Here is a 17,083-nt window from a genome sequence, read left to right as displayed (position 1 = left end):
AAGCTCATTGCGGCGACGGCGTTCCCGGCCGGGGTCATGCGAGGTCCTCCTGAGCCATCCGGATCAGGGCTTCCGCGTCCATGTCCTCGAACGACGCGGTGTCCCCGTCCTCGCCGACCGCCTCCGGCGGGTCGCTGTCGGCCAGTTCGCGCAGGGTGCCGAGCAGTCCGGCGCGGCGCAGCCGGTCGATGGGGATCGACACGAGCAGCGCGCGGATCTCGTCCTCCTCGGACCGCGGTGTGGCTGCGGCGTCCGGAACGATCTCGGGCAGCAGATGGCGGGCGATGGCCGCCGGGCTGGGGTGGTCGAACACCACGGTGGCGGGCAGCCGCACACCGGTGGCCTGGGTGAGCCGGTTGCGCAGTTCCACCGCGCTCAGGGAGTCGAAGCCGAGCTCCTTGAAGGCCCGTTCGGGGTCGACGGACGCGGGTGAGGCATGTCCGAGTACCGACGCCACCTGCGCCTGGACCAGTTCGAGCACGATCCGCTCCCGGTCCGCTTCCGGCGCCCCGGCCAGCCGCTGGACCAGCGCGCCCGCGCCCGCCTCGACCACCCTTGCCGGGGTCCGGACCAGCCCCCGCAGCAGCGGCGGCAGCATCCCGGCGCGGGCCTGGGCGCGCAGCGCGGCCGTCTCCAGCCGCACCGGCGCCACCACGGCCGCGTCCACCTCAAGCGACTGGTCGAACAGCGCGAGACCGGTTTCGGCGGTGAGCGCGCTCATGCCCATCCGCTCCAGCCGGGCCAGTTCGGCCTCGTCCAGTCCGGCGGCCATCCCCGCGGCTTCCGACCACAGCCCCCACGCCAGGGAGGTGGCGGGGAGTCCCGCGGCCCGGCGGGACGCGGCCAGCGCGTCCAGGGTCGCGTTCGCCGCCGCGTAGTTGGCCTGGCCGGGGCTGCCCATCAACGACGCCACCGAAGAGAACAGCACAAACGCCGACAGGTCCGCGCCGGCGGTCAGCTCGTGCAGATGCCACGCCGCGTCCACCTTCGGTCGCATCACCCGCTCGATCTGCTCGGGCGACAGCGACTCGACCACACCGTCGTCGAGGACACCGGCCGCGTGCACCACCGCGCTGACCGGACGCTCGACCGAGCCGAGCGCGGCGGCCAGTTGCTCCCGGTCGGACACATCACACGCCACGACCAGGGCCCGGCACCCCTGAGCCGCCAGCTCCGCCACCAACGCGGCGGCTCCCTCGGCCTCCGGGCCACGGCGGCTGAGCAGCAGCAGGTCGCGCACACCGTGGGTGGCGGCGAGGTGGCGGGCGAACAGCGCGCCCAGACCACCCGTGCCACCGGTGACCACCACCGTGCCCTCCGGGCCGAGCGGCGCCGGAACGGTCAGTACGACCTTCCCGACGTTGCGGCCCTCGCGCAAGTGGCGCAGCGCCTCACGGCCCTGCCGCACGTCCCAGGTGCGGATCGGCGCGAACGCGAGCGCCCCCTGCCGGAACAGGGCCACGATCTCGGACAGCAGCTCACCCAGCCGCCGTGGCCCCGCCTCCCACAGGTCGAAGGCCCGGTAGGCGACGCCCGCACGCTCCACCGCGATCGCCTCCGCGTCACGGATGTCGGCCTTGCCCATCTCCACGAACCGGCCGCCGCGCGGCAGCAGGTCCAGGGAGGCGTCGACGAACTCGCCCGCCAGGGAGTTCAGCACCACATCCACCCCGGCGCCCTGGGTGACATCGAGGAGGGCGTCGCGGAATCCGGTGTCCCGCGAGGTGGCGATGTGGTCGGCCGTGACACCGGCGGCCCGCACGACGTCCTGCTTGGCCGGACTGGCCGTGGCGAAGACCTCCGCGCCAAGGTGCCGTGCGATCTGCACGGCGGCCGTGCCCACACCACCGGCGGCGGCATGCACCAGCACCCGTTCCCCTGCCCGCAGCCCGGCCAGATCCACCAGGCCGTAGTAGGCGGTCGCGTACGCCACCGGCACGGACGCCGCCTGGGTGAAGGACCACTCGTCCGGCATCGGAGCGACCAGAGCCCGGGGGGCGACAGCCACCGGGCCGAAGGACTCCATCACGATGCCGAAGACCCGGTCGCCGGGCGCGACATCGGTGACGTCCGAGCCGACCTCCAGCACCACACCGGCCGCCTCGGCGCCCAGGGGCACATCGTCGGGGTACACACCGAGGGCGATCAGCACATCGCGGAAGTTCACCCCCGCCGCGCGGACCCCGATCCGCACCTCGTCGGCGGCGAGCGGACGACGGGCGTCGCAGGACACGATCCCCACGTCCTCCAGGGAGCCCTTGCGGGTGACCGACAGCCGCCATGTGCCGTCGGCGGGAGCGGCGGCCGCGCTCAGACGCGGCGCGAACACCCGCTCCCCGCGGACGGCGAGCTGCGGCTCGTCCCCGCCGAGCAGCCCGCCCCAGTCCGGCTCGTCGCCGTCCAGGTCGACCAGGACGAACCGGTCCGGGTGCTCGGACTGGGCGCTGCGCAGCAGACCCCACACCGCCGCCTGGGCGATGTCCGGCGTCTCACCATCGACGGAGACCGCACGCCGGGTCACCACCGCCAGCCGGGTGTCCCCCAGCCACTCACTGGCCAGCCACCGCTGTACCAGGGTCAGCGCCTCGGCGGCAGCGGTCCTGGCTGCGTCGGCCACGTCCGCGTCCGGGGTGTCGACGGCGGCCAGCACCAGCTGCGGCGCCGGGCTGCCGTCGGCGAGAGCCGTCTCCAGCGCGGCCAGGTCCGGGAACCGTTCGCCCGTGGCGGCCAGTTCGCCGAGCACGGCCACCCGGACGGGCTGCCCCGCACCGATCGCGACCGGGGCCCAGTCGAGCTGGTAGACCGACTGCCGGCCGCCGTGCCGCAGCCGCTCCAGCTGGGCCGGGTCGACCGGACGCATATCCAGCCGCGCCAGGCTCAGCACCGGTTCGCCGTGCTCGCCGACGACATCGAGGCCGAAGGCCGTCTCGTCCACCCGGCGCATACGGACGCGCACCCGGGACAGACCGCGCTGCCCGGTGCGCACCCCGGACCAGGAGAAGGGCAGGAACGCCGTGTCCCGCGGCCCGTCGTCCTGGAGCAGACCCGCGTGCAGGGAGGCGTCGAAGAGCGCCGGGTGGATACCGAAGCCCTCGCCGCCGGTATCGCCGGGCAGGGCGACATCGGCGTAGCAGACGCCGTCGATCTGCCATGCCGCACGCACACCCTGGAACAGCGGTCCGTAGTCGAACCCGAGCTCGGCCATCCCGGCGTACAGCGTGTCCGCGGTCATCTCCACACCACCGGCGGGCGGCCACGCTTCCGGGCGCCACGACGACACCGGTGTGGTGTCCTCCGCGGCCAGCCATCCTCGGGCGTGGCAGATCAGGTCACCCTGCTCACCGTCTCCGGCCTCGGGGCGGGCGAAGACCGCCACTTCGCGGCGGCCGTCCTCACCGGCCGGGCCGACCGTGACCCGCAGTTGGACCGCGGAATCCTCCTCCAGCAGCAGGGGTGACTCCATCACCAGCTCGTCCACCACCGGCGCACCCACCCGGCGACCGGCGACCGACGCCAGCTCCACCCATGCCGTACCGGGCACGATCACTGCGCCCAGCACCACGTGGTCGCGCACCCACGGCTGCGACTCGGCGGAGAAGCGGCCGGTGAACAGCCACTCGTCACGGTCGCCCAGCTGCACGGCAGCAGCCAGGACCGGGTGGTCGACCTGGTCGAGACCCGCCGCCGCGACATCACCCTGCGCCGACGGCATCAGCCAGTAGTTCTCGCGCTGGAAGGCGTAGGTGGGCAGATCGACGGGCTGGGCGCCGGTGTTGGCGTAGAAGGCGTTCCAGTCCACCTCCACACCCGCGGTGTGGGCGCGGCCGAGGAAAGCCGCGAGAGTCGCGCTCTCGCCGCGCTTGGCGCGCAGGGCGGGGATGAACGCGGCCTCGGTGTCATCCTCCACGCACTGCCGCGCCATCGCGGTCAGGACGGCGTCGGGGCCCAGCTCGAGGAATCGCCGCACGCCCAGGTCCCACAGCGTCCGCACACCGTCGGCGAACCGGACGGCCTGACGGACATGCCGCACCCAGTAGTCGGCGTCGAAGGCCGACACCAGCTCACCGGACACATTGGAGACGACCGGGATGCGAGGCTCGGCATACTCCAACCGTTCCGCCACCGCGCGGAATTCCTCAAGCATCGGCTCCATCCGTGGGGAGTGGAACGCGTGCGACACCCGAAGCCGGGTCGTCTTACGGCCCTCCCATCGCGGCAGCCACTCCTCCGCCGCCTCCTCATCACCCGAGACGACAACGGCCCGCGACCCATTGACCGCGGCGATCTCCAACCGGCCCTCGAACCCGGCAAGGGATTCGGCCACTTCGTCCTCGGCAGCCTGAACGGCAACCATCGCACCACCGGTGGGCAGCGCACCCATCAACCGGCCCCGTGCCACCACCAGTTCGGCAGCATCCGCCAGCGACAGCACACCCGCCACATGAGCGGCAGCGATCTCTCCAACGGAGTGTCCGATCAGGTAGTCCGGGCGCATGCCGAGGGATTCGGCCAGCCGGAACAGCGCCACCTCAACCGCGAACAACACCACCTGCGTGAACTCGGTCGCATTCAGCACCTCACCCTCGGCAGCCAGCAACTCCCGCACCGAACGACCAAGCCGCGGATCCAACTCCGCGCACACCTCGGTCAACGCCTGGTCGAACACCGGAAACGCCCCGGCCAGCTCCAGACCCATCCCCGAACGCTGCGAACCCTGACCCGAGAACAAAAACGCCGTCTGCCCCGCGACACCGGACTCCGGCGACACCTCGGCAAGCCGCGCCAGCAGTTCATCACGGTCACCGGCCACCACCACCGCCCGGCGGTCCAACAGCGCCCGCGAGGTCACCAGCGAGTACGCGGTGTCCGCCACCGACAGATCCGGCCGGGACACCAGATGTGCACGCAACCGCTCCACCTGCGCGCGCAGCGCCGAGTCCGTCCGCGCGGACACCACCACCGGCAGCGGAGTCGCGGGCGCGGTCCGCTCCTCGGCCACCGGCTCCTCGGCCGGAGCCTCCTCGACGATGATGTGCGCGTTGGTACCACTCACACCGAACGACGACACACCCGCACGACGCGGACGACCGTTTGCGACCGGCCACTCCCGGGACTCGGTCAGCAGCTCGACGCGCCCCGACTCCCAGTCCACATGCGGTGACGGCTCATCCACATGCAGGGTCGGCGGCAGCACACCGTGCCGCATCGCCATCACCATCTTGATCACACCGGCGACCGCGGCCCCGGCCGAGGTGTGACCGATGTTGGACTTGATGGACCCCAGCCACAGCGGATCCCCGTCCCGCTCCCGGCCGTACGTGGCCAGCAGGGCCTGCGCCTCGATCGGATCGCCCAGCTTCGTACCCGTCCCGTGGCCGTCGACCGCGTCCACATCGGACGGCCGCAGCCCGGCGCCTGCCAGCGCCTGACGGATCACCCGCTCCTGCGACGGACCGTTGGGCGCCGTCAGACCGTTGCTGGCGCCGTCCTGGTTGATCGCGGTACCTCGGATGAGACCCAGGATGCGACGGCCATTGCGCCGGGCGTCGGACAGCCGCTCCAGCACCACCAGGCCGAGCCCGTCGGAGAAACCCGTCCCGTCGGCGGACGCCGCGTACGCACGGCACCGGCCGTCCGTCGACAGACCGCGCTGACGGCTGAACTCCCGCAGCATGAAGGGGCTGGGCATGAGGGTCACACCACCGGCGAGGGCGAGCGAGCACTCTCCCGCCCGCAGGGCCTGCACGGCCATGTGCAGAGCCACGGCGGAGGAGGAGCACGCCGTGTCCACCGACACCGCCGGACCCTCCAGGCCGAGGAGATAGGAGATCCGGCCGGACGAGACGCTGGCGGCGCCACCGGTAAGCTGGAAGCCCTCCACCTGGGCCACGCTTTTCTCCGGCCCCATGCCGTAGTCGGTGACGCTGAGACCGCAGTAGACACCGGTCTCGCTGCCACGCAGCGAGGTCACGTCGATGCGGGCGTCCTCGAACGCCTCCCACGACGCCTCCAGCAGCAGCCGCTGCTGCGGGTCCATCGCGGTGGCCTCGCGCGGGCTGATGCCGAAGAACTCCGCGTCGAACTCGCCGATACGCTCCACGAAGCCGCCACCCCGGGTGTAGACCTTCCCGGTCTGGTCGGGGTCCGGGTCGTAGAGCCGCTCCAGGTCCCAGCCTCGGTCGGTGGGCAGCCCGGTGATGGCGTCACGCCCCGAGGCCACCAACTCCCACAGCTCCTCAGGTGAGCTGATCCCACCCGGGTAGCGGCAGCTCATGCCGATGATTGCCAGCGGTTCGGTGGCCCGTGACTCGGCCTCTTCGAGCTGCGCCCTGGTCTCGTTCAGTTCGAGTGCGACTTTTTTGAGATAGCGGACGAGCTTTTCCTGCTGATCGATGTTCTCGGTCATTCCTGTGTCCCCCGTCACGCGTCGCCCAACTCCACATCGATCATCTGGAAGATCTCATCGGCCGTGGTGGCCGCCTCGATCCGCTCCTTGGCGTGCTGCTTCTTGTCGCCCTGACCGCCGTCGCCCGCGCCGGCACCGGTCGCCTGGGCAGTGGCACTGATGCTGGACAGCAGGGTGCGCAGGCGCTTGGCCACCCGCTGCTGCTCGTCCGCGGAACTCGCGGCGAGCATGTCCTCGAGCTTCCTCATCTCCTGGTCGATGAGGGGCTCGGCCTGCTCCCCACCGCCGACCTCCGACAGCACCAGGTCGGCGACCGCGGCCGGTGTGGGGTGGTCGAACACGAGCGTGGCGGGCAGCCGCACACCGGTGGCCTGGGTGAGCCGGTTGCGCAGCTCCACCGCGCTGAGCGAGTCGAAGCCGATGTCCTTGAACGCCCGCTCGGGCTCGATGGACGCGGCCGAGGCGTGTCCGAGGACCGCGGCCACCTGGGCCTGGACCAGTTCGAGGACGATGCGCTCGCGGTCCGTCTCCGCCACTGCGGCCAGCCGCTGGACCAGCGCACCCGCGCTGGCGTCGACCACCCTTGCCGGGGTCCGGACCAGCCCCCGCAGCAGCGGCGGCAGCATCCCGGCCCGCGCCTGGGCGCGCAGCGCGGTCGTCTCCAGCAGGACCGGAGCCACCACGGCCGCGTCGACATCCAGCGACTGGTCGAACAGCGCGGGACCGGTCTCGGCGGTGAGCGCGCTGATACCCATGCGCTCCAGGCGGGCGAACTCTGCCTCGTCCAGGCGGGCGGCCATACCCGCGTCCGACCACAGACCCCACGCCAGCGCGGTGGCGGGCAGTCCCGTGGCCCGCCGGAGCCCGGCCAGCGCGTCCAGGGTCGCGTTCGCCGCCGCGTAGTTGCCCTGACCCGGGCTGCCGATGAGCGCGGACACCGAGGAGAACAGGACGAACGCGGAGAGGTCCGCGTCGGCGGTCAGCTCGTGCAGATGCCACGCCGCGTCCACCTTCGGCCGCATGACCCGCTCGATCTGCTCGGGCGTCAGCGCCTCGACCACACCGTCGTCGAGCACGCCCGCGGTGTGCACAACGGCGGTCAGCGGGTGTTCGAGGGAGCCGAGCGCGGCGGCCAGCTGCTCCCGGTCGGACACATCGCATGCGGCGACGTTGGCGTGGCAGTCCAGGGCCGCCAGCTCGGCCACCAACTCGGCGGCGCCATCGGCCTCCGGACCGCGCCTGCTGAGCAGCAGCAGATGACGGACACCGCGCGCGGTGGCCAGGTGTCGGGCGAACAGGGCGCCCAGACCGCCCGTACCACCGGTGATCACCACGGTGCCCTCGGGGTCGAACGTGGTCATCGACGCACCGGCGGAGGCGCGGGACAGCCTGGGTGCCAGCACCCGGCCGCCGCGGACCGCGAGTTGCGGTTCGTCCGCGTCGAGCACCGCGCCCCAGTCGGGCTCGTCGCCGTCCAGGTCCACCAGGATGAACTGGTCCGGGTGCTCGGACTGGGCGCTGCGCAGCAGACCCCAGACCGCGGCCTGGGCCATGTCGGGGGTCTCGCCACCGACAGCGTCAATGGCCCCGCGGGTCGCGACAACCAGCCGGGCTTCGGCCGGCCAGTCGGCGGCCAGCCACCTCTGCACCAAGGCCAGTGCCTGGGTGGTGGCTTCCCGGGCAGCCCCGGCCACGTCCCCGTCCGGGGTGTCGACCGTGGCCAGCACCAGCTCCGGTACGGGGCCACCGTCGGCCACGGACCGTGCCGGCTCGGCCAGTTCGCCGAGAGCCGCGACCCGCACGGGCCGACTCGCGCCAAGGGTCACCGGCGTCCAGTCGAGCTGGTACACCGACTGTCCGCCACTTCGGCCCAGCCGCTCCAGCTGAGCCGGTTCGACCGGGCGCATGTCCAAGCGCTCCAGGGTCAGCACCGGCTCGCTCTGCTCGGACACCACATCCACGCGCAGGGCGGCGTCACCCGCGGGCGAGATCCGCACCCGGACCCGGGAGAGACCCGAACGCCCGCCGGACACCTTCGACCACGAGAACGGCAGGATCGTCGCCCCGCCGTCCGAGCCCTTCTCGGCGAACGCACCGTGCAACGAGGCGTCGAACAGGGCCGGATGAAGACCGAAGCCCTCACCGCCGGTGTCACCCGGCAGTGCCACCTCGGCGAACACCACGTCATCGACACGCCACGCCGTACGCACTCCCTGGAACACCGGTCCGTAGTCGAACCCGAGCTCGGCCATCCCGGCGTACAGCGCGCCGCCGGTCATCTCCACACCATCCGCGGGCGGCCACTGCGCCGGGAGCCACGACGACACCGGTGTGGTGTCCTCCGTGGCCAGCCAGCCACGCGCATGACAGGTCATCCCGGCGTCGTCCCCGACCCCGGAGCGAGCGAAGATCATCACCTCACGGCGGCCGTCCTCACCGGCTGTACCGACCGTGACGCGCAGCTGTGCGGTCGCCCCTTCCTCCAGCAACAGCGGCGACTCCATGACCAGCTCGTCCACCACCGGTGTGCCCACGCGTCGGCCGGCGGCCAACGCCAGATCCACCCATGCCGTACCAGGAACGATCACCACGCCGAGGACGACGTGGTCCCGTACCCACGGCTGCGACTCGGTCGAGAATCGCCCGGTGAACACCCACTCGTCACGGTCACCGAACTGCACGGCAGCGGCCAGGACGGGGTGCTCGACCTGGTCGAGACCGGCCGCTCCGACATCACCGGCCTGGGCTGACGGCATCAGCCAGTAGTTCTCGCGCTGGAAGGCGTAGGTGGGCAGAGGCACGCGCCGCGCACCCGTTCCGGCGTACACCGCGTCCCAGTCCACGCCGACCCCGGCGATATGTGCCTGGCCCAACGACAGCCAGAACCGGGCGAGCCCGCCCTCGTCCCGGCGCAACGACCCGACCACGGCCACCCGGCCCGCCGCGTCCTGCGCCTCGACGGTCTCCTCGACCGCCATCGTGAGCACGGGGTGCGGGGACATCTCCAGGAAGCAGCCCATGCCCTTGTCGATGAGGGCGCGGATGGCGGGCTCGAACCCGACCGGGTTGCGCAGATTGCCGTACCAGTACGCGGCGTCCATCGTGGCGGTGTCGACGAACGCGCCGACCGCCGTGGAGTACACAGGCACCTTCCCCGCCGTCGGTACCACCGAGGCCAGCGCCTCCAGCAGCTCCGCTTCCAGCGCCTCGACATGCGCGGTGTGCGACGCGTAGTCCACATTGACCCGCCGCGCCCGGATCTCCTCCCGCTCGCACACGGCCATCACGGCGTCCAGGGCTCCCGGCTCACCGGCGACCACAACGGCCGCCGGGCCGTTCACCGCCGCCACCGACACCCGGCCCTCATACGGGGCGATCAGCTCCTCGACCCGCTCCACCGGCAGCGCGACCGACATCATGCCGCCGAGCCCCGCGAGGCGGTCGCGCACCAACTGGCTGCGCACCGCCACGATCCGGACGGCGTCCGGCAGCGACAGGGCACCGGCCACGTACGCGGCGGCGATCTCACCCTGCGAGTGGCCGACCACCGCAGACGGCTCCACACCGTAGGAACGCCACAGCGCCGCCAGGCTCACCATCACCGCGAACAGCGCGGGCTGGACGACATCGACGCGTTCCATCGACGGCACGCCCGGCGCGCCCCGCAGCACATCCTCCAGGCACCAGTCCACGAACTCGGACAGCGCCTCACCGCAGGCGGCGATCTCGGCGGCGAACACGGGCGAGGAGTCGAGCAGTTCGACCGCCATGCCCTCCCACTGCGCGCCCTGACCGGGGAACACAAACACCGGCTTGGCGCCCGAGGCGATGACCTGGCCGTCGACGACGTTCGCCGCCGGGGCCGCCGAGGCCAGTGCGTCCAGGCCCGCCAGCAGTTCTGCGCGGTCCGCGGCGACCACGGCCGCGCGCCGCTCCAGCAGCGCGCGGGTGGTGGCCGAGGAGAAGCCGATGTTCTCGACGGACACGTCCGCATCGGCGGCCACGCGCTCCCGCAGCCGTCGCGCCTGCGCCCGCAGCGCCGCGTCGGTGCGCGCGGACACCACGACCGGCACCGGAGCGGTGGGCGCGGTCCGCTCGTCGGCCACCGGCTCCTCGGCCGGTGCCTCCTCGATGATGATGTGCGCGTTGGTGCCGCTCACACCGAACGACGACACAGCCGCACGACGCGGACGGCCGTTTGCGGCCGGCCACTCCCGGGCCTCGGTCAGCAGCTCGACCCGACCGGACTCCCAGTCGACATGCGGCGATGGTTCATCCACATGCAGGGTGGGCGGCAGCACACCGTGCCGCATCGCCATCACCATCTTGATCACACCCGCCACACCCGCCGCGGCCGAGGTGTGACCGATGTTCGACTTGATGGACCCCAGCCACAGCGGATCGCCGTCCCGGTCCTGGCCGTAGGTGGCGAGCAGCGCCTGCGCCTCGATGGGGTCACCGAGTTTCGTACCGGTGCCATGGCCCTCGACCGCGTCGACGTCGACCGGGTTCAGCCCCGCACCGGCCAGGGCCTGGCGGATGACCCGCTCCTGCGACGGACCGTTCGGCGCGGTCAGACCGTTGCTCGCGCCGTCCTGGTTCACCGCGCTGCCCCGGATGAGACCGAGGATGCGGCGGCCCTTGCGCTGGGCGTCCGACAGCCGCTCCACCACCACGACACCCACGCCGTCGGAGAAGCCGGTCCCGTCAGCCGACGCCGCGTACGCCTTGCACCGTCCGTCGCTCGCCAGACCGCGCTGTCGGCTGAAGCCGATGAGCAGGTCGGGGGTGGCCATGAGCGAGATACCGCCGACGAGGGCCGTCTCGCACTCGCCCGCCCGCAGCGCCTGGGACGCCAGATGCAGGGCGACGGCGGAGGAGGAGCAGGCGGTGTCCACCGACACCGCCGGACCCTCCAGGCCGAGTGTGTAAGCGATCCGGCCGGACACCACGCTCATGGTGGTGCCGGTGAGGTGGTAACCCTCCAGTTCGGGAGCCATGGTGGCGTGATAGCCCGAGGCGACGGTGCCGCAGAAGACACCGGTGTTGCTGCCGCGCAGCGAGGTCGGGTCGATGCCCGCGTCCTCGAACGCCTCCCACGACGTCTCCAGCAGCAGGCGCTGCTGCGGGTCGGTCGCCAGCGCCTCGCGCGGGCTGATCCCGAAGAAGTCCGCGTCGAACTCGCCGATGCGGTCGACGAATCCACCGGCCCGTGTGTACACCGTCCCGACCTGGTCGGGGTCCGGGTCGTAGAGCCGCTCCAGGTCCCAGCCACGGTCGGTCGGGAACGGGCCCATGGCGTCGCGGCCCGTGGCCACGAGCTCCCACAGCTCCTCCGGCGAGGAGACCCCGCCGGGGAACCGGCAGCTCATGCCCACGATCGCCAGGGGTTCGCCGGTGTCGACGCGCCGCGGCCGTGCCGCACGTGTGCGACCGCTCGCGGGGTCCACCGTGATCTGCGATACCAGCAGACGCGCCACCGCCCTGGGTGACGGGTGGTCGAACACCAGGGTTGCGGGCAGCCGCACACCGGTGGCCTGGGTGAGCCGGTTGCGCAGTTCGACGGCGCTCAGCGAGTCGAAGCCGAGCTCGTTGAAGGCGCGGCCAGGGTCGAGGGAAGTGGCCGAGGCATGGCCGAGCACACCCGCCACCTGGGCCAGCACCAGTTCGAGCGCGACCCGCTCACGGTCCGCATCCGGCACACCCGCCAAGCGCCGGGCGAGAGACCCTCCGGCCTCACCACGCCGGGCCGGGGCGGGTGCCAGCCCGCGCAGGACGGCCGGGATCGCCCCGGCCCTGGCCTGGGCACGCAGCACCGCGGTGTCCAGCCGGACCGGCGCCAACAGCGCCACGTCGGAGGTCAGGGCCTCGTCGAACAGACCGAGACCCAACTCGGTCGTCAACGCCTTGGCCCCCATCCGCTCCAGCCGGGCCAACTCCCCCTGACCGAGCTGTGCGGCCATACCCACGGCCTCCGACCACAGACCCCACGCCAGCGAGGTCGCGGGAAGCCCCACAGCACGCCGCGACGCCGCCAGCGCGTCAAGAGCCGCGTTCGCGGCGGCATAGTTGCCCTGACCAGGGCTGCCGATCAGCGCGGCCACCGAAGAGAACAAGATGAACGCGGAGAGGTCGGCCTCAGCGGTCAGCTCGTGCAGATGCCACGCCGCGTCCACCTTCGGCCGCATCACCCGCTCGATCTGCTCCGGCGACAGCGACTCGACCACACCGTCCTCAAGCACACCAGCCGCATGCACCACACCCATCAGCGGACGCTCCACCGAGCCCAGAGCGGCAGCAAGCTGCTCACGGTCGGACACATCACACGCCACCACCCGGGCCCGGCAGTCGAGCGCCTCCAGCTCCGCCACCAACTCCGCGACACCATCAGCGCTCGGGCCCCTACGACTGAGCAACAGCAGATGACGCACACCATGCGCGGCCGCGAGATGACGGGCAAACACCGCACCCAGACCACCCGTACCACCGGTGACCACCACAGTGCCCTCGGAGTCGAACGCGGTCGCCGACTCACCAGCGGCGGCCGTGCGCGACAACCTCGGCGTCAGCAACTGCCCGCCGCGCACCGCGAGCTGCGGCTCGTCCAGGTCGGGCAACCCGCCCCACTGCAACCCGCCGGCCACATCGTCGGTGTCGAGGTCGACCAGCAGGAACCGCCCCGGGTGTTCGGACTGCGCGCTGCGCAACAGGCCCCACAGCGCGGCCTGCGCGACGTCGGGCACCTCGTCCTCGACGGCGACCGCACGCCGGGTCACCACCGCCAGCGCGGCACCACCCAGGCACTCAGTGGCGAGCCACCGCTGCACCAGGGCCAGCGCCTGGACCGCGGCCGTCGTTGCGTCCGTGGCCTCCGTGGCCTCCGTGGCGTCGACGACCGCGAGCACCAGCTCGGGCACCGAGTCACCATCCGCCACGGCTTGCTCCAGCGCGGCCAGGTCCTCGAACGGCTCACCCTCGGCGGGAAGTCCACCGAGCACCGCGACCCGGGCGGACCGACCGGTGGCGACCGTGACCGGGGTCCAGTCCAGCCGGTACAGCGACCCCGCCGTCTCGGCGGATCGCTTCAGCTGGGCCTGGTCGACCGGACGGAACACCAGCTTGTCCATGCTGAGCACCGGCTCGTCGAACTCGTCCACGATGTCGATGCGGAAGGCGGCCTCACCCGCCGGGGTCAGCCGGGCGCGGGCACGCGCCACACCGGTCCGGCTGAGCTGGACACCGTTCCACGAGAACGGCATCACGAGGGTGTCGTCCGGCTTCTCGCCGAAGAGTGAGCTCTGCACGGCGGAGTCGAAGAGTCCTGGGTGGATGCCGAATCCTTGTGCGTCAGCGTCGTCCGGCAGGGCAAGCTCGACATAGACGACGTCGTTGTCCTGCCACGCTTCGATCACCCCTTGGAACAGCGGCCCGTAGTCGTAACCGATGTCGGCCATGCGGGTGTAGAGCGCCTCCGCGGCGAGGGGCTCGGCGTCCTCAGGCGGCCATGCGATATCCCACGCGGACGTGGACCTGGGTTCCGGCGACAGCCAGCCACGGCCGTGGCAGGTCGCGTCAGGCTGCTCGTCCGCGTCGTCGTTCTCGGGCCGCGAGAAGATGACGAACTCACGGCGGCCGTCGTCATCGGTGTGACCGACGATGATCTGGATCTGCCGCGCCGCCGTGTCCGCCAGGGCCAACGGGGCCTCGATGACGAGCTCGTCGAGCACATCGCAGCCGACCTCGCGCCCGGCTGCCAAGCTCATCTCGACCAGTGCGACGCCGGGCACGATAACCGCGCCCATGACGACGTGGTCGCGTGCCCACGGCTGGGTTTCGGTGGAGATACGGCCGGTGAAGAGCCATTCGTCGCGATCACCGATGAGTGCCCGACCGGCCAGTACGGGGTGGTCGACGGCGATGAGTCCGGTGGCCGAGACATCGCCCGGAGCGGTGCCCGGGGTCAGCCAGTACCGCTCACGCTGGAAGGCGTACGTGGGCAAATCCACGTGCTGGGCTCCGGTGTTGGCGTAGAAGGCGTTCCAGTCCACCTCCACACCCGCGGTGTGGGCGCGGCCGAGGAATCCGGCGAAGGTCTCCCGCTCGGCATGCTTGGCCCGCAGGGCCGGAATGAACGCCGCCTCGGTGTCATCCTCCACGCACTGCCGCGCCATCGCCGTCAGGACAGCGTCCGGCCCCAGCTCCAGGAACCGCCGCACACCCAGATCCCACAACGTCCGCACACCATCGGCGAACCGGACCGCCCGACGCACATGCCGCACCCAGTAGTCCGCGTCGAAGGCCGACACCAGCTCACCGGACACATTGGAGACGACCGGGATGCGAGGCTCGGCATAGGTCAGCCCCTCCGCCACCGCACGGAACTCCTCGAGCATCGGCTCCATGCGTGGCGAGTGGAACGCATGCGACACCCGAAGCCGGGACGTCTTGCGACCCTCCCACCGCGGCAGCCACTCCTCCGCCGCCTCCTCACCACCCGAGACAACAACGGCCCGCGGCCCATTGACCGCGGCGATCTCCAACCGGCCCTCGAACCCGGCAAGGGATTCGGCCACTTCGTCCTCGGCAGCCTGAACGGCAACCATCGCACCACCAGTGGGCAGCGCACCCATCAACCGGCCCCGTGCCACCACCAGTTCAGCCGCATCGGCCAGCGACAACACACCCGCCACATGCGCGGCAGCGATCTCACCAACCGAATGCCCGATCAGGTAATCCGGCCGCACCCCCAGCGACTCCGCCAACCGGAACAGCGCCACCTCAACCGCGAACAACACCACCTGCGTGAACTCGGTCGCATTCAGCACCTCACCATCAGCGACCAGCAACTCCCGCACCGAACGACCAAGCCGCGGATCCAACTCCGCACACACCTCGGTCAACGCCCGGTCGAACACCGGAAACGCCCCGGCCAGCTCCAGACCCATCCCCGAACGCTGCGAACCCTGACCCGAGAACAAAAACGCCGACTTACCACCAACAGCCGCCTCACCAACCGTCAACTCGGCCAGCCGCGCGAGCAGTTCATCGCGGCCATCGGCCACCACCACGGCTCGGCGGTCCAGCAGTGCCCGGGTTGTCGCGGACGAGAAGCCGATGTCCGCGACGGACACCTCCGCGTCGGCGGCCACGCGCTCCCGCAACCGCTCGGCCTGCGCCCGCAGCGCCGCGTCATTGCGGGCGGAAAGAAGCACCGGCACCGATCCGGCGAGCCGGACCACATCGACCGGAGCGCCCTCGGACGGCTCCTCCGCGGGCGCCTGCTCCACGATGATGTGCGCGTTGGTGCCACTCACACCGAACGACGACACGGCGGCGCGGCGCGGACGGTCCTCAACCCGCCACTCCCGGGCCTCGGTCAACAGCCGGACCTGGCCCGACTCCCAGTCCACATGCGGCGACGGCTCATCCACGTGCAGGGTCGGCGGCAGCACACCGTGCCGCATCGCCATCACCATCTTGATCACACCCGCGACACCGGCGGCGGTCGAGGTGTGACCGATGTTCGACTTGATGGACCCCAGCCACAGCGGATCGCCGTCGCGGTCCTGGCCGTACGTCGCCAGCAGAGCCTGGGCCTCGATGGGGTCACCGAGCACGGTTCCCGTGCCGTGGCCCTCAACGGCGTCCACATCGGACGGCGACAGCCCGGCGTTCTCGAGGGCCCGACGGATGACCCGCTCCTGCGACGGACCGTTCGGCGCGGTCAGACCGTTGCTCGCGCCGTCCTGGTTCACCGCGCTGCCCCGGATCAGACCGAGGATCGTTCGCCCGTTGCGCTGGGCGTCCGACAGCCGCTCCAGCACCACCAGACCGAGACCGTCGGAGAATCCGGTCCCGTCCGCGGACGCCGAGTACGCCTTGCACCGCCCGTCGGGAGCAAGACCGCGCTGCCGGCTGAACTCCATGTGCAGGAACGGACCGGCCAGCACGGTGACACCACCGGCGAGCGCCAATGAGCACTCGCCCGCCCGCAGCGCGGTGATCGCGAGGTGCAGGGCGACGGCGGAGGCGGAACAGGCGGTGTCCACGGACACGGCCGGGCCCTCAAGACCGAGGCTGTAGGCAATACGGCCGGACACCACGCTAGTGGTGGAACCGGTCAGGCGGAAGCCCTCGATCTGGGGCAGGGTTCCCGCGGGCATCGACGCGTAGTCGGACGGGCCGACACCGCAGAACACACCGGTGTTGCTGCCGCGCAGCCGGTTCGGATCGATGCCGGCGTCCTCCAGCGCCTCCCACGACGCCTCCAGCAGCAGCCGCTGCTGCGGATCCATCGCGGTCGCCTCGCGCGGGCTGATCCCGAAGAAGTCGGCATCGAACTCGGCAGCGCCGTCGACGAACCCACCCTCCCTGGTGTACACGGTGCCGAGTCGGTCCGGGTCCGGGTCGTAGAGCCGCTCCAGGTCCCAGCCACGGTCGGTGGGGAACGGGCCGATGGCGTCGCGGCCCGTGGCCACGAGTTCCCACAGCTCCTCCGGCGAGGTCACCCCACCTGGGTAGCGACAGCTCATGCCGACGATCGCAAGGGGCTCCCCGTCGCGGGACTCGTACTCGCGAAGCTGCGCACGGGCCTGGTTGAGGTCGCTCGCCATCTTCTTGAGATAGCGGGCGATCTTCTCCTGCTGATCGGTGTTCTCTGCCATTTCCGCGCCCCTC

General features: G+C 71.6%; 2 protein-coding genes. Both read right to left on the bottom strand.

The annotated features are described in order from the left end of the window. Nucleotides 1-34: 34 nt before the first annotated feature. Nucleotides 35-6,406 carry a type I polyketide synthase gene (locus AC4BEG_RS32390; RefSeq protein ID WP_490703221.1) on the bottom strand — a complete coding sequence of 2,124 codons (6,372 nt, stop codon included), beginning with the start codon at nucleotides 6,404-6,406 and terminating at the stop codon, nucleotides 35-37. Nucleotides 6,407-6,420: 14 nt separating this feature from the next. Further along, nucleotides 6,421-17,070: an SDR family NAD(P)-dependent oxidoreductase gene (locus tag AC4BEG_RS32385; protein ID WP_490703220.1), complete on the bottom strand. Its 10,650-nt coding sequence runs from the start codon at nucleotides 17,068-17,070 to the stop codon at nucleotides 6,421-6,423. Nucleotides 17,071-17,083: the final 13 nt, after the last annotated feature.

The organism is Streptomyces sp. JLBJ103 (assembly GCF_058215575.1).
Note: the sequence above shows the minus strand (reverse complement) of the source record. Positions and strands in the feature narration are given on the sequence as shown.

Bases quoted from the DNA above. Each gene is read 5' to 3' on its own strand.
- AC4BEG_RS32385 (WP_490703220.1), bottom strand. From the start codon at position 17,070: ATGGCAGAGAACACCGATCAGCAGGAGAAGATCGCCCGCTATCTCAAG.
- AC4BEG_RS32390 (WP_490703221.1), bottom strand. From the start codon at position 6,406: ATGACCGAGAACATCGATCAGCAGGAAAAGCTCGTCCGCTATCTCAAA.